General features: G+C 57.8%; 12 protein-coding genes, 1 tRNA gene and 3 pseudogenes. 8 read left to right on the top strand and 8 right to left on the bottom strand.

What is annotated here, in order from left to right; all coding sequences use genetic code 11:
• The first annotated feature begins 121 nt into the window (after nt 1–121).
• Both MLPF_RS04185 and MLPF_RS04190 read left to right on the top strand, forming a co-directional pair.
• On the top strand, nt 122–655 hold the full coding sequence (locus MLPF_RS04185; protein ID WP_420329613.1) for a low molecular weight phosphatase family protein: 534 nt from the start codon (nt 122–124) through the stop codon (nt 653–655).
• Nucleotides 655–1,467 (top strand): SURF1 family cytochrome oxidase biogenesis protein, encoded by an 813-nt coding sequence (locus MLPF_RS04190; protein ID WP_045843286.1) that lies wholly within the window; start codon nt 655–657, stop codon nt 1,465–1,467. Before MLPF_RS04185 ends, MLPF_RS04190 begins: the two co-directional genes overlap by 1 nt.
• Here MLPF_RS04190 and MLPF_RS04195 read toward each other — a convergent pair.
• The 8 genes and pseudogenes from MLPF_RS04195 to MLPF_RS04230 form a co-directional block, all read right to left on the bottom strand.
• Nucleotides 1,449–2,359, bottom strand: a pseudogene (locus tag MLPF_RS04195) (cobalamin biosynthesis protein). The gene MLPF_RS04190 and the pseudogene MLPF_RS04195 overlap by 19 nt on opposite strands.
• A pseudogene (locus MLPF_RS04200) lies at nt 2,320–3,476 on the bottom strand (epoxide hydrolase family protein). Before MLPF_RS04200 ends, MLPF_RS04195 begins: the two co-directional pseudogenes overlap by 40 nt.
• Nucleotides 3,477–5,793: 2,317 nt before the next feature.
• Nucleotides 5,794–6,066 (bottom strand): hypothetical protein, encoded by a 273-nt coding sequence (locus MLPF_RS04205; protein WP_156147150.1) that lies wholly within the window; start codon nt 6,064–6,066, stop codon nt 5,794–5,796.
• Between the two features lie 104 nt (nt 6,067–6,170).
• Nucleotides 6,171–6,398, bottom strand: coding sequence for a hypothetical protein (locus MLPF_RS04210; RefSeq protein ID WP_237817256.1), 228 nt, complete (start codon nt 6,396–6,398; stop codon nt 6,171–6,173).
• Nucleotides 6,399–8,632: 2,234 nt separating this feature from the next.
• Nucleotides 8,633–8,707 (bottom strand) — tRNA-Val (locus MLPF_RS04215).
• 75 nt (nt 8,708–8,782) lie between these two features.
• A pseudogene (locus MLPF_RS04220) lies at nt 8,783–9,215 on the bottom strand (redoxin domain-containing protein).
• Complete coding sequence (locus tag MLPF_RS04225) at nt 9,215–9,637, bottom strand: DUF3052 domain-containing protein (RefSeq protein WP_045843288.1); 423 nt, start codon at nt 9,635–9,637, stop codon at nt 9,215–9,217. Before MLPF_RS04225 ends, MLPF_RS04220 begins: the two are co-directional and overlap by 1 nt.
• A gap of 151 nt (nt 9,638–9,788) precedes the next feature.
• Nucleotides 9,789–9,926 (bottom strand): hypothetical protein, encoded by a 138-nt coding sequence (locus tag MLPF_RS04230; RefSeq protein ID WP_236685070.1) that lies wholly within the window; start codon nt 9,924–9,926, stop codon nt 9,789–9,791.
• 640 nt (nt 9,927–10,566) lie between these two features.
• Here MLPF_RS04230 and aceE point away from each other — a divergent pair.
• The 6 genes from aceE to kasB all read left to right on the top strand — a co-directional run bounded on the left by aceE (nt 10,567) and on the right by kasB (nt 18,813).
• Nucleotides 10,567–13,380 (top strand): pyruvate dehydrogenase (acetyl-transferring), homodimeric type, encoded by a 2,814-nt coding sequence (gene aceE / locus MLPF_RS04235; RefSeq protein ID WP_082082386.1) that lies wholly within the window; start codon nt 10,567–10,569, stop codon nt 13,378–13,380.
• An 80-nt stretch (nt 13,381–13,460) separates the two neighbouring features.
• Complete coding sequence (locus MLPF_RS04240; protein ID WP_045843289.1) at nt 13,461–14,780, top strand: PucR family transcriptional regulator; 1,320 nt, start codon at nt 13,461–13,463, stop codon at nt 14,778–14,780.
• Nucleotides 14,781–14,914: 134 nt separating this feature from the next.
• A complete protein-coding gene (locus MLPF_RS04245) occupies nt 14,915–15,829 on the top strand; it encodes an ACP S-malonyltransferase (RefSeq protein ID WP_045843290.1) in 915 nt (304 codons plus the stop codon).
• 99 nt (nt 15,830–15,928) lie between these two features.
• Nucleotides 15,929–16,276, top strand: coding sequence for a meromycolate extension acyl carrier protein AcpM (gene acpM, locus MLPF_RS04250; protein WP_045843298.1), 348 nt, complete (start codon nt 15,929–15,931; stop codon nt 16,274–16,276).
• Nucleotides 16,273–17,523: a 3-oxoacyl-ACP synthase KasA gene (gene kasA / locus MLPF_RS04255; protein ID WP_156147151.1), complete on the top strand. Its 1,251-nt coding sequence runs from the start codon at nt 16,273–16,275 to the stop codon at nt 17,521–17,523. The genes acpM and kasA overlap by 4 nt, the downstream gene beginning before the upstream one ends.
• Before the next feature lie 27 nt (nt 17,524–17,550).
• On the top strand, nt 17,551–18,813 hold the full coding sequence (gene kasB, locus MLPF_RS04260; protein WP_193386753.1) for a 3-oxoacyl-ACP synthase KasB: 1,263 nt from the start codon (nt 17,551–17,553) through the stop codon (nt 18,811–18,813).
• The last annotated feature ends 27 nt before the right edge of the window (nt 18,814–18,840 follow it).

Raw genomic sequence — 18,840 nt, forward strand, 5'->3', positions numbered from 1 at the left:
TCCGCTACTGGCCGATCTACGTGCAGCCGATATCAGCCTAACTGTGGCCAACTCAACGCTAGAACTGTGGCACGGTGCATTTTCGCCCTTGTCGAGCTTGATCCGGCCACCGACGTTATGCATGCTACAACAGTGGACGAGCTGTGGAAGACACCGGGTGTCCGATTTGACTGCACTGCACGTGACGTTCGTTTGTACCAGCAACATCTACCGTTCGCCGATAGCCGAAAAGATGTTCGCTGAACAGCTCCGACGGTATAGTCATCGCGATGCGATGCGGGTGACCAGTGCGGGCACCGGCAACAGGCATGTGAGCGATGGAACCGACGCGCTGGTTACCCGGGTCTTGCGCGCCCATGGCTACCCCACCAACCACTGCACCACCCAAGTCAATGCCGACCACCTATCGGCCGATCTGGTGGTTTCCTTGGGCCGCAACCAAGTTGTGATGTTGCGACAGCTAGGGGTCGAAAACAGCAGGATACGAATGCTGCGATCATTCGACCCGAGCTCCGGTGCTTATGCTCTTGACGTCGAGGATCCCGACTGCGGCGAATACGACGACTTCGAAGAGATTTTCGCCATCATCGAGACCGCCTTGCCGGGCCTGCATGATTGGCTCGATGAGCGATTTGCGCAGAACGGACATAGTTAATGCGCCGCTTGGCGTTATTGCTGCGGCCAGGCTGGATCGCACTGACCTTAGTGGTTACCGCGTTCACCTACCTGTGTTTTATGGTGCTCGCGCCGTGGCAGTTGGGCAAGAACACCAAAACAGCGCGGGAAAACAACCAGATCGAATATTCCCTCAACACACCGCCGGTTCCGCTGAAAACCTTACTACCGCAGCAGGATTCGTCGGTACCGAAATCGCAGTGGCGCCAGGTTACGGCGACCGGGCGCTATCTACCGGACGTGCAGGTACTGGCCCGGTTGCGAGTGGTTGATGCCGGCCAGGCTTTCGAGGTGCTGGCGCCATTTGTCGTTGACGGTGGACCGACCGTCCTGGTCGATCGCGGTTACGTTCGTCCCGAACCAGGCTCGCACGTGCCGCCCATCCCTCGCCCTCCCACCAAGGCCGTGAGTATAACAGCTCGGCTGCGCGACTCCGAACCGGTCATGAAAGACAAAGAACCGTTCTCCAGGGACGGCGTCCAGCAAGTGTATTCGATTAACATCGAACAGGTCGCAGAGTTGACAAAGATCCGGTTGGCCGGGTCCTATCTGCAGTTGATCGGTAACCAACCCGGCGGACTCGGTGTGATCGACATACCGCATCTCGACGCTGGGCCGTTTCTGTCCTATGGCATCCAGTGGATCTCTTTTGGCATTCTCGCGCCAATTGGATTGGGCTATTTCGCCTACGCAGAGATCCGCACCCGCCGTCAGGAAAAGCTAGCGAAACCGACACAAGCTCCGATGGCCGTCGAGGAAAAACTCGCAGACCGCTACGGCCGCCGGCGGTAAATCGACAGCCCAGCTAGTAGACCCCCGCCTGGATCGCTCGCAACGGCACCACTGCACGACGCAGATCGGCGACACCTACCTGCGAACCGTCACCGGGGGTGGGCCAGATCTGCAGCTCATAGTGGTACGGGTCCGTCCTGCCACACGCCAAGCGCCCCAGTGAAACCCGCCTCGACAACGACCACGTTGGGGCCGAGATGCCCTGCAGCGTCACGGCGCCAGGCACGCACCGCACTCGACGGTGATCCGCCGACGACTGGTTTCACACACCATCACCAACACTGCGGTCGCCCGTGACGCGACGTAGTTGACTACGTCAGCCCAATCGCTAGCAGCCCAGCCGAATCGGATATGTGGGGGGAGAATTAACCAAACATCAAATCTTTAAAGTGTTGACCGCACGGTAGGCTAAAACCCAGGCATGTCGCCCACCGTCACTTACAGCAGCGGCATCACCGCGGCGTCCGACGTGTTCTCCGCTACCGATCCGAATGCCGCAAGTGTTAGGCCCGCGCTGTCCGGCCGGGCCAGATCGCGCCCGCACAATAATAGCAGCAGCCGCGACATCGCCGGTGTGCACCCGGGAAGTTCTCCCAAATGACACCCAGCTGACCGTAGTGGTAGCTACAATCAACCAGGGCCGACACCGACGTATGGCGCTGCGCTGCAGCGCCATACCCAGCAAGCTAACCAACCCGACCAACAAGCCCAAGTGCACCCCGCCGACAATCCTGCTGCCGCGGTAGGTAACTTGCTCCAACTTTGCAGCCGCTTGGCCAAACATCGCGACCGTATGACCTCGTTGCGGGTCACCTAGCACCAGGTCAGCTCGGTAGCCGGTCAGCACCCCGACTATGCGGGCCTGCCGTGTGGGCGTAAACCTTGCACACATGCGACACCAGTGTCGTGCTGTGTGCAGATGAACGCGCGTACGTCCTCGATAAACAGCTCCGGTTGTTCAAATACGGCAAAGTGACCGCCGCGCGGCATGGGTTGTCCAGTGTATAATGTGTCTAGTGCGCCTCACACTAACTCCTCGGCGGTCGCAGTATCGCCTTAGGGAAAGCCGCGATGCACGTCAGCATTCCGCCCCGACCTGGTGTTTGGAAGGCGTTGTAGCTCTCCCAGTACAAGCGGGCCGCCTAAGCGTCGGTACCGTTCACCATATACTATTACCTTGTCGAAGAACTCGTCCCTGCTGAGCGCGTTCTCCTGGATTCTCATCGCAGTCCATCCACGCCCAAAACTTCTCGACGATCCACGCCAGTTGTGCCACCGACGAATCAAGGAGTCCATAACTTGATGTCTAGGTCGGATCGACTGCTGTTTAGAATAACCGGTGCCAGTACAGCGATGCCTGGCTAGCCCAGCCAGGATCTGCTGCTCTTCCGTGGTTGGACTGATGAGCGTCTCTGCTGGAGCCAGCCGATCGGCATGTTCAGATGAATGACAACGCAATGCACGCTGTTACGACCGAGCTGCATGGTAATGGCTGCACCCCAATCGCCGTCCTGAGCACCGTAGCGGTCGTAGCTAAGGAGAACCATGAGCATCTCCTAAGCCTCCACGATCTTTTCAACGCCTCATCCGGTGTAGGCAGGCTCGCCAGAGAAAGCCGTATCCGGGCAGATAAACGTGGAATGTGTCTTCGGCGCCTCAACTGTGAGCCATCGGATCAGCCAGCGACTCAAATCACTTTGTGAAACTCCACGATCGAACCCCAGCCAGCCGTATATGATCAGCAGTGGGAAGGCGTCCTCATGTTGGGACCGTTGATGGGTGAAATGAATTTCCAACCAGCCGATTTCGTTGATAGACTGGTCCAAGTGGTTGAACGCGGCCTTACGAAACCGCTAGTCGTATACGTAGGCTCAGTAGCGTGGTCGGGTCGCAGGTGTAGCCAACGGCATTCCCTGGTGCCAGTCATATACACATTCGACCTCGGGCCATCGGGTAAGCGCTAGGCAGAGGTGTAAATCATCGAGAACATCGATGCGAAACGGCTTCACTGACAAAAGTCTTTGCGACCCAGTGTCAGGAGCGCCAATCCTCCGGTAGCTTTTGCCCGATCTCGCCCGTGGTCTGCTCTAGATCAGTCACCCGGCTGTCCGTTGCCTGAGTCAACGTGCAGACGTTCTCTAGCAGTTCACACATATCGGCCGAGTAGCGCATCCACTGCGGTCATACAGATTCGCCTTGGTCGCCGGGTATTGCTCGGACGACAACAGCCCGATGGACGGTACGCGTCCTGCTGCTTTTCAACACTGCCCTGCCGCTCGGAAAATCAGAATGCTCGTCCACGCCTCCCCGACGTTTACCATACCAGTTCAGCACCGACAACAGACCCTAAGGGATACCGTCGTCTGGCTGTGCAAAGACAGTGAGCACGAACGGTAAAGAACCATGGAACCATTGATGTACAAATTCGGGTAAGGGCATCGACCGCGTTTCACGCGGTCCCCATATTCCTGTCTTGGCACAGCGCGAATTTGGTCGCCAAACGTTCATTCGCGCCTTACGTGACTAACTTGCTTTTTCGCTGCGAAAAATTCACGATCCGACTACCTATGGTGAGTATACATTCACCATACACTGGGCAAAGAGGAAATGCGGGGTGCCATCGTGGCCATCAAAATTTAAGCGCATCGAGCTTCACGCGGAGCAGGCAATCTGGACCGCATTCAACGAGCCACCATTGTTCTGCATAAGCAGACCTTGGAATGCATACAAAAAGCAGCGATGCAAAACGCTGAGAACGACCCGCGGCAGGAGCTGTTAACGATGATGGCGGCCGAACAGGCCGATAAGCTGATATCCCTCGCCGGATGTTGCTGATGCCGCGTCGCGACTGACAGCAGCCGCACGTATGCCGATACGTGTTTTAAAAGGTGCTAACTAGTGTTTGAATCTACGCGGCTGGGTAACAACCACATGCTGGCGGGTTCAACTGTGGTAAGGAGTCGCTGACCACCTAACTGGTAACTGGTTAAGCAGGCCCCCGCCGCACGGATAACAGCGAAGTAACGCACGTGTACGTTTGGACTCCGCTCGGGGAGCCTAAGGTAGGTGCCTATTTCGCCATCTGTCCCACCAAGATCGTACGCAAAAATGACAGCATGCGAGGACCATAGCTGCGGGATTTCCCGCCTACCCGGGTATTTGATTACTCGCCTAGCATCGATGTAGTACTACATTAGACAGAAATACGGCGAGCAGTTGCTCCTGGATGCACTAGGGAAAGGCGCCGCTGCATAGGAAATCGGCGGAGGGACAGCTTATCGTCGTCGATGCGATCGACGACGATAAGCTGTCATTCTACGAGCATTACCACTTCGTCCCTGTCAGGGAACCATAAGCGCCATCTGGTAATGAAGGTGTCCACCGTAACGAAGGTCCTCGGGGAGCGCTGGCGGGACTGAAATATATCTTTGCCATGCGAACGTGTCTGATCTAGGCGTTGTCGAATACATGAGTGCGCTCACTTGACCGCCAGTAAAATATAGGAAGAATTCGTTTGTTTCGTTACGGCTTTCACGTTCGTAACAAGCTCTACGTAAACCGCTAAGAGGTGAGGGAGATGGAGTTCAACCGAATGTTGACTTTTGCGACATTGTCGGCCAGGAAGAATCGGCGGCTTTGACAAAACTAGGCCCTAATATGAATAGACGGCCAATCTTGCAAACCATGTCCGCGATGGAGCCTCGGTAACCTTTGTCTCGGCGGTGCGGGTCGCAAAGATGTCCTCGACTGCCGCGCGGATCTCGGTCAATGACGGATGCCCGGTCCTCTGAGTAAAGGTACACAAGTAACAAGAGGCCCGCGAAATCACAGGAACGGTCGTTGACAAACTCAGGCGGGTCGTACAGATCCGCGGAGGCATGGAACCTCCTGGGCAATCTGACAACGCATCGACAGGCTGAGGAAGGTGGTCCGGGTTAGGCAGCTCGAATCCAACAAGTTAGGGTGAAGGAGTCTGCTCGGGCGTTATTTCGGCCCGGCCTTTGTCGGGGATATTTCGATCTGGACCCGTCGCAACGACACACTGTTGAGTAGCACAGTCATGTCGAAGCACCGTGGCTTAACGAGCTTGTGTGGGACGTCAATGATCTCAACTTCTCCGAGCACAAGCGTCAGTGGTCCCCAGGGCTCTCCGAAAATCACGCCCAGTTATGTTAGGCATCGATCGATGTCCCCCACGTACCAGGGCTGCCGATATCTTGGGTGATCGGGTGCCATGCCGGGCAAGCGGTATTGCATCGTGGTACCGCCCTTCATCAAGAACAACACAGCGCCGGACTCGTCCACGGCTGCGTTAAAGCGCGGCGGTCACGAGTGTAGCAGCGACCGGCCAACCCAGAAGCGGACCGGCTGATGATCCGAGGCTGTCTTGGGTTTTAGTCGATCCAGCAACTGCGCAAAGTTGAACGGCTCAAGCTCATCCGCTGCCATAGCGAAACTCCAAGGCTGCAGCGAGTTGTTCGGCGTATGCCGGGCAGTAGACAACTGGCGCAGCCAGTCGTCCGGTCTAGAGTTTGGCAGACCAGATAGGTCGGCACACCGGAGAAAATGCGCTGGAAAATCGGTAGGTACGTTCACCATCGGTATCCCTTGCCACCATGTCATCTATCTCGCGTCGAGGTCCTGGTAGGGGACAACGTAGAGTCCACCATCGATACGACGAATACGTTGGCGGTGAACGACAGTTAGATGGATACAGTCGGGATTGATGCTGCTGACCTCCCACGCTGCCAGCAGCGAGTCGTGGCTGAGGATACGTCTCCGATGCCGCCAGCCCACAACACGGCCGGCTGGTACTGATCGAACTCAGTCTCTGCAACCTGTGGCGCCCAGTAGACACCATGGGCAACAGGTTCCCACAGGTCGCAGGCAACCATCGTGGATAATTCGGCGTGCGATACGCTTTCCTTCACAGCCTACGCAGTTGTGACGGGAACCCATGCTGATCCAGCTCTACCTCACGTAGTCGCTCCAGCTTCGCCACCACAGCCATGTCAAAGTCTTATGTCCTTATGTAACGGTTTTGACATTTAAATGGCCATGAGGTAAAGCAAGAGAAAAATTTCCCGCACCGGCCTCAAGCAGCCACGTCTTCCACTCACCAGAAGCCATCGCAGCGGTCGATACAGTTGCCGAACGCGCATTAATGGCACGAATGGCACGGATTGAGACGATGACTATAGTGAACGTCTATAAGCCTTTATGACACATTGCACGCCAGGATTCGATCCGTGTCAACCGCACCATCTCAGCAGCTGCGCCACATTTAGTTCACAAAACGAGGGCCACGTCGGACCTTTGATCTCGGCCGCAAGGTCGCACGACAGTAACAAGTCGACTACGTCGCAGGCACGCCCGTTGCTGGAGTCTGACAGTTCGTAGAGGTCGGAGACCACGTGGATCTTTTGCGTAATCTGAAAGCACATGGCGACTCCAACGGGGGTGTCGGGGTCCTGTAAGCCCAACTCACTCAGTGGCAGCGCAATTACTTCGAAGTCTAGCAGATACCTGAATCGCTGAATGGGACTTCACTGTCAACATCTGGGACGTATTCGACCAATTTCTCGAGAAACGGCTGTAACAAACCCTTTTTACAACTGCCGGCTGCAAAGAGTGACTGCATCCAGGTCCATGGAGTTCTATCGTGGATCTATCTCATCCTATTCATTGTCATCGGGTCCGCTTCTCGTGAAATTTTGTTGGTCGTGCAACACTATAACATTATGATTTTTGAGGACTCCCAACCGCCAAGTGGTTGCTCGTCTCCAAGTACTAGATCATCAACAATATGACCCAGCAGTAACCATAGGGCCGATTTAATTACTCGATGCTGACTGTTACCAGCAAACTATCTTTTTGCTTATTGTCATGCTCAGCGATAAATCTGCACAACTCAAGTATGGGATCATTCAGGGGAACAATCAAGTGGTAACGTAATTGTCAGTTCAAATTCATGATCGTAACGAAAAGGGTTTTGGTGACTGGAACAACAATCTGGAGATAACTTGCTCCATGTGAACTATACGAACTTACCTGCCGAATAGACGACGAAGTCTGATTCCGTTGCATCTTGCCGATAGCCAACAGCCTCGCCACTGGGTTCATCTGCTTAAACTCAACAATCGTCGATTCAACATCTATAGGCCTCCTCGGCGGTAATTGTTATATCAAGGAGCCTATTTAGCTATCAAAGTATGCTACACTGAGATATCTGCTTGCTGTGCTAAAATTTGACAAGAGAACTTTTACAAAATTTCCTGACGAAGTTTATCGAAGGTCTCCCAACAGGCGATAGCTTAATTTACTTGTTCCTAGCTCCTAAGACATAAGGAACCTAGGTTGTTTAGATACCAAAGTTCTTTCCTATAAATGCATGCTATTACATCGAATGTGTCGGTCGGGAACACTTTGGTGAGTAACACGACTACTTGCCAAATGGCGGGCTGTTACACAGAAGTACTTTGACATCATTCGGTTTTGACTCTAATACTTATCAACGGGGCGATGGGTTTTAAAAACCGATTATCTCAACGGGATCTCCGTCAGCGTGAATCCCTCTGACCCACATAACGACTATAGGAATCCAAGTAGCGACATAGGTGGAATTTATCAAATTTTCCGACTGTATAATCTCCCGAAATAAATGTAACAGCGGAATAGTGCTAACATTTTTCTTTGCGGCTGCACGGTATGAATTTCCAGAAACGGCATAGCTATGGACACTCCCCAGACAGCCCAGCGGCCTAGATAGACCGCAGCACCTAACCTCGACCATGCAATACTATGCAATCCAGACGCGGCCAGCCAAAAGCAAGCAGGTGCGTTCATGTTGGCGGAGTCATCCCCACTTGCAGATACCCGGTTTCAGGCAGAAGCTTTCGCGCCGAGTCCCAAGCACTACCAAACGAACGTCACTTGCCAACGTCCGCGGCGACGCAAATTAAAATCACCAGCCCACCGCCACGAAAATCCCTGATTTCATGTGTAAAAACTCGCTACCGTCGAAAAAGTTCGAGTTTTGCAAGACACCGGCAGACGCTACGCTAACCGGCGCGATGTACTAGGCCGGTTCAATTTACCCCCAGGGTGTCGCCTGGCAGACTGCTAACCTGCGGCGACGCTGTATCTGTGTGAACCGCACAAGCACTGGTGGGCGCGGACGGTATCGAACCGCCGACCGCTGGTGTGTAAAACCAGAGCTCTACCACTGAGCTACGCGCCCCATGCCCGCCGCAGGCTACACGCCCAGAAACCAGCTGCCAAACTTCAACCCTTTAGGGCCCCTTAGGGCTTGAGTTCACAGCCGCTGGTCGCGGTCCGCACCAAGCTGCTTCATCTCAGGTAACCAGAATGATTCCCGACCGATCGACGAAAAAGTACCACGGTTGGAGTAGCCGGTGGTGTCGCTGAACACGTCGCAATGCGAGGTGACCTCACCATACGGCCAGAGGTCCGACAACACCGGAAACAGGCATCCGCTCCGGGTCGCCCAGATCTTGTGGGTGGTGGCTCGACCGAAATGGCCAGCGCCATGCTGTCGTCGCTTTTCAAATTCAGGAAGGTGATCGCGCAATTGATCCAATTCACCTTAGCAAATCCTGGTGAATGCCAGCAAGAAAAACGCCACCAGCACATTCCTGGTACCGTATATATTAGCTGAGCGTTACGGACCGCTGATTCTGGTCGCACAACGTGAAGTCCTCGGGGGGCGGTGACTCCGACGCCAGCATCAGCGCTTCCCGATCCGCGACTTCATCTGAACTAACCGGCTAGCGCTCCAGTCACCCAGGGTGACGGAAGAAGTCGGCATCAGGCCGGCGGCGGGGGCCGCTTCCGCGATCTCGGCGGGCAATACGTGACCGGGCTTTCCGGTCTTGGGAGTCAACAGCCAAATCACGCCATCTTCGGCGCGCGGGGTGATCACGTCCATCAGGGTGTCCACTAGATCCCCGTCTCCGTCTCGCCACCACAGCAAGATAACGTCGACCACCTCATCGGTATCTTCATCGAGCAAATCGCCACCACAGGCCTCTTCAACCGCTGCGCGAATGTCGTCGTCGATGTCTGCGTCCCAGCCCCACTCTTGGACAACTTGGCCTCGTTGGATGCCTAGTTTGCGCACGAAGCTCGGAGCGTGATCCGCCGCGACCACCGCGGAGCCTCCTTAACAACTATCCACGAAACTGATCTGCACGCCGTTGCGATGAGCACTATCGTCGCACAAGCCGACCTCGACCCGGGCGACTACCTCAGCACGAAGCCAAGAATAGTTTCAATACTTTAATGTCTTTGGTGCCGTTAAGCTAATCGACCTTCCTGGTGAATTCCGACGTCGGAACGTACGTGCCAATGGCGTTGGCCACCGAACGGACAGCGTCGACATACGCGTTGAGCGCATCAGACAGCTGCGACGACAACGCCTCGGTGAGAGCTACTAACAACCGTCGAGGCGCTGTCGTTCAGCATGTCTATGGCCGGGCGTTCGTTCGGACCAACGTTGCATCGTTGCGGCCCTGATTGAACGCCCAAACAAAGGTGTTTACTTTGTCGATTGCGAAGCTGCTGGTGATAGCAAACGAGTCGCACGAGCTCGAATTGCCTTGGTGGTCAGCAATTGTTGCCACTGCAACTCTTTGGATGCTAGACGTCGCCGCCGCAGTCGACAACTACTCGGACACCGAGGCGCGGTTAGTCCGAAGCTACCACGGTGTACAGCTCGCCGTGCCATCAATGAGGACGGTACAGTCCACGAGACCCATCAAGGCCGCCGCACTACCGCCGAGCAGCAGCGCACCTCACCTTAGGCCTCGATTAGGACCGTTCCCCACGTGCCTGCGCGGGATGACACGCCATGCAATGAGCACAACTTGTGACGTTGCCGGATCACAATTCCGACCGCTCGCGACGCATCAAGTTCGGGTCGACAAACGGTCTCGTCACGGCACTCACTCGAGGACCTCCAAGGGCAACCGGGGCGGCTAACGGCCCGAAATACCGGTGCGGCACGATAGGGGGCGATGGTTCAGATAGCCCCAAAGGCATCATCCCAGCTAAGCCCCCGCCAACTACAGGAGTAGTGCGTTGACAACCGAGTTCGCGCGCCCGGATCTGGCCAAAAACCCGAGTAGCGCAAACAATTCCGACCGCGTTCAGGTGATCCGCGAAGGTGTGGCCTCGTATTTGCCCGATATCGACCCCGAGGAGACAGCGGAGTGGCTGGAGTCCTTCGACGAATTGCTGGAACGCTCGGGGCCGTCGCGGGCACGATACCTGATGCTACGACTATTGGAGCGAGCCGGCGAGCAGCGAGTGACGATCCCGGCGCTGACATGGACCGACTACGTCAACACCATCCCAACCGAGCTCGAGCCGTGGTTCCCCGGCGATGAGGACATTGAACGTCGCTACCGTACCTGGATCAGATGGAACGCGGCAATTATGGTGCACCGCGCGCAACGACCGGGTGTGGGCGTCGGTGGTCATATCTCGACCTACGCTTCGTCCGCGGCGCTCTACGAGGTGGGGTTCAACCACTTTTTCCGGGGCAAGTCGCATCCCAGCGGCGGAGATCAGGTGTTCATCCAGGGTCACGCGTCCCCCGGAATTTACGCACGCGCCTTCCTGGAAGGCCGATTGTCCGCAGACCAGCTTGATGGTTTCCGCCAGGAGCACAGTCATCCCGGCGGCGGGTTGCCGTCCTACCCGCACCCACGACTGATGCCCGACTTCTGGGAATTCCCCACCGTATCGATGGGTCTAGGTCCGCTCAACGCCATTTACCAGGCACGGTTCAACCGCTATATGCATGACCGAGGCATCAAGGACACCTCCGACCAGCACGTGTGGTGTTTTTTAGGCGACGGTGAAATGGACGAGCCCGAGAGCCGCGGGCTCGCACATGTCGCAGCCCTCGAAGACCTGGACAACCTGATCTTCGTGATCAACTGCAATCTGCAGCGCCTCGACGGTCCAGTACGTGGCAACGGCAAGATCATCCAGGAGTTGGAGTCATGCTTCCGCGGAGCCGGCTGGAACGTCATCAAGGTAGTGTGGGGCCGTGAATGGGACGCGCTGCTACATGCCGACCGGGACGGCGCCCTGGTCGACCTAATGAACGCCACCCCTGATGGTGATTACCAAACATACAAAGCCAACGATGGACGCTTTGTCCGCGACCACTTCTTCGGGCGCGACCCGCGCACCAAGGCGCTCGTGGAACACATGAGCGACCAGGAGATCTGGAACCTCAAGCGCGGCGGTCACGACTACCGTAAAGTTTACGCCGCCTACCGCGCTGCCGTCGACCACAGGGGACAACCAACAGTGATCCTGGCCAAGACCATCAAGGGCTACGCGCTGGGCAAGCATTTCGAGGGCCGCAATGCCACTCACCAAATGAAAAAGCTTACGCTGGAAGATCTTAAGGAGTTTCGCGATACCCAGCGGATTCCGATTTCAGACGCCCAACTGGAGGAAAATCCTTACCTGCCACCGTACTACCACCCCGGCCCCGACTCACCGGAAATCCGTTATCTGCTCGACCGGCGCCGCGCTCTCGGAGGTTTCCTGCCCGAGCGCCGGACAAAGTCCAAAGCACTGACGCTTCCCGGCCGCGACACCTACGCCGCGTTGAAGACCGGATCGGGTCAGCAGGAAATCGCGACCACCATGGCGATCATACGCACATTCAAAGAAGTGTTGCGACACAAAGAAGTCGGCCCACGGATCGTCCCAATCATTCCCGACGAAGCGCGCACGTTCGGCATGGACTCGTGGTTTCCGTCGTTGAAGATTTATAACCACAACGGCCAACTGTACACTGCTGTCGACGCACAACTGATGCTGGCGTACACGGAGAGCGAAGTCGGACAGATCCTGCACGAAGGAATTGACGAGGCCGGGTCGGTGGGGTCATTCATCGCAGCAGGCACATCGTATTCGACGCACAACGAGCCTATGATTCCAATCTACATCTTCTATTCGATGTTCGGGTTCCAGCGCGCCGGCGACGGCCTGTGGGCTGCAGCCGACCAAATGGCGCGCGGCTTCCTACTCGGGGCCACCGCGGGACGTACCACGCTGACCGGCGAGGGACTACAACACGCCGACGGCCACTCGTTGCTGTTAGCGGCCACCAATCCGGCAGTCGTCACGTACGACCCGGCGTTCGCCTACGAAATCGCCTATATCGTCGAAAACGGGCTGGCCCGAATGTTTGGGGAGGACCCGGAAAATGTGTTCTTTTACATCACCATCTACAACGAACCATACCCACAGCCACCCGAACCAGAGAACTTCGATCCCGACGGCGTACTGCGCGGAATGTACCGCTACCACACGGCTAAGGAGGAACGTTCCAACAAGGCGCACATCTTGGCCTCCGGAGTGTCAATGCCCGCGGCATTGACGGCAGCCGAGATGCTGTCCGCCCAGTGGGATGTCGCTGCCGACGTATGGTCGGTGACCAGTTGGGGCGAACTGAACCGCGAAGGGATGTCCATCGACACGGCCCGGCTGCGTTACCCCGACCAACCGACGAGCGTCCCCTACGTAACCCAGGTCTTATCCGAAGCCCGTTCAGATAACGCCGGACCGGTAATCGCCGTATCGGACTGGATGCGCGCAGTGCCCGAACAGATCCGGCCATGGGTTCCTGGCACCTACGTCACGCTGGGCACTGACGGGTTCGGTTTTTCCGACACCCGTCCGGCCGCTCGGCGCTATTTCAACACCGATGCCGAATCACAGGTTGTAGCGGTATTGGAGGCGCTGGCACGTGACGGTGAGATAGACCCGTCGGTGCCGGTCGCGGCCGTACGTCAATACCAGATCGACGACTTGCGCCCCCCCAGAGCAGACATCGAATCCGGGACTGGAAGCTTAGAACTAGCATAATCCGGTCCCCGGTAAGACAACAGTAAGAGCCGAGCATGGCTTTGGGGGAAACTTCCACAAATCTGGCGTAGCTTTTAGGAGTGAATCACAATCATTTTGCGCCTGCAGCGCCTAGCAGGTCGCCGCTCGAACTACTGGACACCGTGCCCGATTCGCTGCTACGACGGTTGAAGCAGTACTCGGGCCGGCTAGCTACTGAAGCGGTCACAGCTATGCAAGAACGGTTGCCGTTCTTCGTCGACCTGGAAGCATCCCAGCGCGCCAGCGTGACGCTGGTGGTGCAGACAGCGGTGGTCAACTTCGTCGAATGGATGCAAAACCCGCACAGCGACGTGAGCTACACCGCGCAGGCGTTCGAACTGGTGCCCCAAGATCTGGCCCGACGAATCGCGTTACGCCATACCGTGGACATGGTGCGAGTCACCATGGAGTTCTTCGAAGAAGTTGTGCCGCTGCTGGCCCGTTCCGAAGAGCAGTTGACGGCACTCACCGTAGGTATCTTGAAGTACAGCCGCGACCTGGCGTTCACCGCCGCCACGGCGTATGCCGACGCGGCCGAAGCGCGCGGCACCTGGGACAGCCGGATGGAGGCCAGCGTCGTCGACGCAGTAGTGCGCGGTGACACCGGCCCCGAGCTGCTGTCTCGCGCGGCCGCGTTGAACTGGGACACAACCGCACCAGCGACGGTTGTGGTCGGCACCCCAACACCGGACCACGACGGCCCAAACGGCGAGGTCAGCAGCGAACGAGCCAGCCAGGAAGTCCGCGAGATCGCCGCCCGCCACGGCCGCGCGGCGCTGACCGACGTACACGGTACCTGGTTGGTGGCGATCATATCCGGCCAATTAGCGCCGACTGACAAATTTTTCAGTGACCTGCTGCACGCGTTCTCCGACGGACCGGTGGTCATCGGACCAACAGCGCCAATGCTGACTGCCGCCTACCACAGCGCAAGCGAGGCGGTTTCCGGGATGAACGCCGTTGCCGGGTGGAGTGGAGCGCCGCGACCCGTGCAGGCCAGAGAACTCCTGCCGGAACGCGCCTTAATGGGGGATGCATCAGCGATCGTGGCGTTGCATACCGACGTGATGCTGCCATTGACCGATGCCGGGCCGACGCTCACCAAGACACTCGACGCGTATCTGGATTGTGGCGGCGCAATTGAGGCCTGCGCTCGCAAGTTGTTCGTCCATCCAAACACAGTACGTTACCGGCTCAAGCGCATAACAGACTTCACCGGACAGGACCCCACCTTACCGCGCGATGCATATGTCCTGCGAGTGGCAGCGACAGTGGGTAAGCTCAACTATCCGACGCATCACGCGAATGCCGACCCAAAGACAATGCCCCAGGCACAACTACCGGTCACGCGGGGTTCCATGACATCGTCAGGACGATAGCAACCCCAGATCGCAATAAGATACCAAACCCGTAGCTTACCGAACAGTTTTGTAGGTTATATACAAAAACCTAAGACGAGGTTCATAATCTGTTACACCCCGCAAAACCGTCTTCACAGTGTTCTCTTAGACACGTGATTGCGTTACTTGCACCCGGACAGGGCTCGCAGACCGAGGGAATGCTATCGCCGTGGCTGGGACTCCCCGGCGCCGCAGACCAGATCGCGACCTGGTCGAAAGGGAGTGGCTTAGATCTGGCGCGTCTAGGCACAACCGCCTCGACCGATGAGATCACCGACACCGCTGTCGCCCAGCCGTTGATTGTTGCGACCACCTTGCTGGCTCATCAGGAGCTGGCCAAGCATGCCGTGTTTGAGAATGCCCTCGACAACCTCATCGTGGCCGGACATTCCGTCGGCGAGATCGCAGCGTACTCGATCGCCGGTGTGATCGCCGCCGATGATGCAGTCGCGCTAGCCGCAACCCGCGGCGCCGAGATGGCCAAGGCGTGCGCCATCGAGCCGACCGGCATGTCTGCTGTGCTCGGCGGCGACGAAGCCGACGTGCTGAATCGCATCGAGGAACTTGACCTGGTTCCTGCGAACCGCAACGCCGCCGGTCAGATTGTCGCCGCCGGTCGACTGACCGCGCTAGAAAAGCTTGCCGAAGACCCGCCAGCCAGGGCTCGGGTGCGAGCACTGGATGTGGCCGGAGCGTTCCACACCGAGTTCATGACCGCGGCTCTTGACGGCTTCGCAGAGGCGGCGGCCAGCATCACGACCGCCGAACCCATCGCGATGCTGCTCTCCAACCGCGACGGAAAACCGGTCGCGTCGGCAGCAACCGGGATGGAGACCCTGATTTCTCAGCTGACTCACCCAGCGCGCTGGGATCTATGCAACGTAACGCTGCGTGAGCACAACGTCACGGCGATCGTGGAGCTCCCGCCCGCGGGCGCTCTCACCGGAATCGCCAAACGCGAGCTTCGGGGGGTTACGACGCGCGCCGTCAAGTCGCCCGCAGACCTGGACAAGTTGGCGAACCTCTAACCGCCGACCTTGCCATTTGCAATGGCCAAAACAACCACACCGGTCTAAACAGCAAATCAATCCGATTTGCACACAACACATTACGAAGGGAAGCAGACTGTGGCCGTCACCCAGGAAGAGATTATTGCCGGTATCGCCGAGATCATCGAAGAGGTGACCGGCATCGAGCCGTCCGAGATTACCCCGGAGAAGTCGTTCATCGACGACCTAGACATTGACTCGCTGTCGATGGTCGAGATCGCCGTCCAGACCGAGGACAAGTACGGCGTCAAGATCCCCGACGAAGACCTCGCAGGTCTGCGTACCGTCGGTGACGTTGTCGCCTACATCCAAAAGCTCGAAGAAGAGAATCCTGAGGCCGCCGAGGCGCTGCGCGCCAAGATCGTCTCGGAGAACCCCGAGGCCGCCGCGAACGTTCAGTCAAGGCTGGAAGCAGAAAGCAAATAATCATGCCTTCCACTGGTAATGACGATTTCCCCAGTGTTGTGGTGACTGCCGTAACAGCAACGACGTCAATCTCGCCGGACATCGAAGGCACGTGGAAGGGTCTGTTGGCCGGCGAGAGCGGCATCCACGTACTCGAAGACGAGTACATCACCAAGTGGGACCTGCCAGTCAAGATCGGCGGCCACCTCAAGGAGCCAGTCGATAACCATATGGGCCGCCTGGACCTGCGACGCATGTCGTACGTACAGCGGATGAGCAAGCTACTCAGCGGTCAGCTATGGGAGTCCACCGGCAGCCCGGAAGTCGATCCCGACCGGTTCAGCGTCGTGGTCGGCACCGGTCTGGGTGGCGCCGAACGAATCGTGGAGAGCTACGACCTGATGAACGCGGGCGGGCCCCGTAAGGTGTCCCCGCTAGCCGTTCAGATGATCATGCCCAACGGCGCTGCGGCAACCGTCGGGCTGCAGCTTGGGGCATGCGCCGGAGTGATGACACCGGTGTCGGCCTGCTCGTCTGGCTCTGAGGCAATCGCACACGCTTGGCGCCAGATCATCATGGGAGATGCAGATGTCGCCGTCTGCGGCGGTGTCGAGGGCCCGATCGAGGCGCTGCCTATCGCGGCGTTCTCGATGATGCGGGCCATGTCAACCCGCAACGACGACCCCGAGAGGGCATCTCGGCCATTCGACAAGAATCGTGACGGGTTTGTGTTCGGCGAAGCCGGAGCCCTGATGCTCATCGAGACTGAGGAGCACGCCAAGGCCCGCGGCGTCAAGCCGCTGGCTCGGCTGCTTGGTGCAGGCATCACCTCGGACGCCTTTCATATGGTGGCGCCCGCGGCCGATGGCGTGCAAGCCGGGCGGGCAATGACCCGGTCGCTGGAGCTGGCAGGTTTGTCGGCGAAGGACGTGGACCACGTCAACGCACACGGGACAGCAACGCCGATCGGCGACAAGGCGGAGGCCAACGCCATCCGGGTCGCCGGTTGCGAACAGGCTGCGGTGTATGCGCCAAAGTCAGCACTGGGCCACTCAATCGGCGCGGTCGGCGCGCTTGAGTCTATCTTGACGGTACTGACCCTTCGAGACGGTGTCATCCCACCCACACTGAACTACCAAACCCCAGATCCCGAGATCGACCTAGACATTGTCGCAGGTGAACCTCGCTACGGCAACTACCGTTACGCGATCAATAACTCCTTCGGGTTCGGTGGCCACAATGTGGCACTCGCTTTTGGGCGCTACTAAGCACGGGAAGGAATGATCGCTAGACTAATGACCACATCGCCGGAGCTGGTTACAGGGAAAGCTTTTCCCAATGTGGTCGTCACCAGCATTGCGATGACGACTGCGCTAGCAACAGACGCGGAGACTACGTGGAAGTTGTTGCTCGACAACCAAAGTGGAATTCGTATGCTCGACGACCCATTCATCAAGGAGTTTGACCTACCGGTTCGCATCGGTGGACATTTGTTGGAGGAGTTCGACCACCAGCTGACCCGCGTCGAGCTGCGGAGGATGGGGTACCTACAGAGAATGTCCACCGTGCTAAGCCGGCGACTGTGGGAGAACGCCGGATCACCCGAAGTGGACACCAATCGGTTGATGGTGTCCATCGGCACCGGGTTGGGCTCGGCCGAGGAGTTGGTCTTCAGCTATGACGATATGCGTGCGCGCGGAATGAAGGCAGTCTCGCCACTGGCCGTGCAGAAGTACATGCCCAACGGTGCGGCTGCGGCCGTCGGGTTGGAGCGCCACGCCAAGGCTGGGGTGATGACGCCTGTGTCGGCGTGTGCATCCGGTTCCGAGGCCATCGCCCATGCGTGGCGGCAGATCGTGCTCGGCGAAGCCGACTCGGCGATCTGTGGTGGTGTGGAAACAAAGATCGAGGCCGTACCAATCGCCGGGTTCTCCCAGATGCGCATAGTAATGTCCACCAAGAACGACAACCCTGCTGGTGCTTGTCGCCCGTTCGACAGAGACCGCGACGGCTTCGTGTTCGGCGAAGCCGGCGCGCTCATGTTAATCGAAACCGAGGACAGTGCGAAGGCGCGCGGCGCCAACATCCTGGCCCGGATCATGGGGGCCAGCATCACCTCGGACGGCTTCCACATGGTGGCACCAGACCCCAACGGGGAACGTGCCGGGCATGCGATCGCGCGTGCTGTGCACCTCGCGGGCCTCAGTCCGAGCGACATCGACCACGTCAACGCCCATGCCACCGGTACCCAGGTCGGTGACCTGGCCGAAGCCAAAGCCATCAACAAAGCCCTCGGCAACAACCGACCGGCGGTGTACGCACCCAAATCTGCCCTCGGCCACTCGGTGGGCGCAGTCGGCGCGGTGGAATCAATCTTGACTGTGCTCGCGTTGCGTGACCAGATAATCCCACCGACACTGAACCTGGTAAACCTCGATCCAGATATTGACTTGGACGTGGTAGCGGGTAAACCACGGCCAGGTGATTACCGATATGCGGTCAACAACTCGTTCGGATTCGGCGGTCACAACGTAGCGATCACCTTCGGTTGTTACTGACCAAAACACCACTGAAACAGGAGACCT

The organism is Mycobacterium lepromatosis (assembly GCF_000975265.2).
Classification (GTDB): Bacteria; Actinomycetota; Actinomycetes; order Mycobacteriales; family Mycobacteriaceae; genus Mycobacterium; species Mycobacterium lepromatosis.

Bases quoted from the DNA above. Each gene is read 5' to 3' on its own strand.
- MLPF_RS04185 (WP_420329613.1), top strand. From the start codon at position 122: ATGCTACAACAGTGGACGAGCTGTGGAAGACACCGGGTGTCCGATTTG.
- MLPF_RS04190 (WP_045843286.1), top strand. From the start codon at position 655: ATGCGCCGCTTGGCGTTATTGCTGCGGCCAGGCTGGATCGCACTGACC.
- MLPF_RS04205 (WP_156147150.1), bottom strand. From the start codon at position 6,066: ATGGTGAACGTACCTACCGATTTTCCAGCGCATTTTCTCCGGTGTGCC.
- kasB (WP_193386753.1), top strand. From the start codon at position 17,551: ATGACCACATCGCCGGAGCTGGTTACAGGGAAAGCTTTTCCCAATGTG.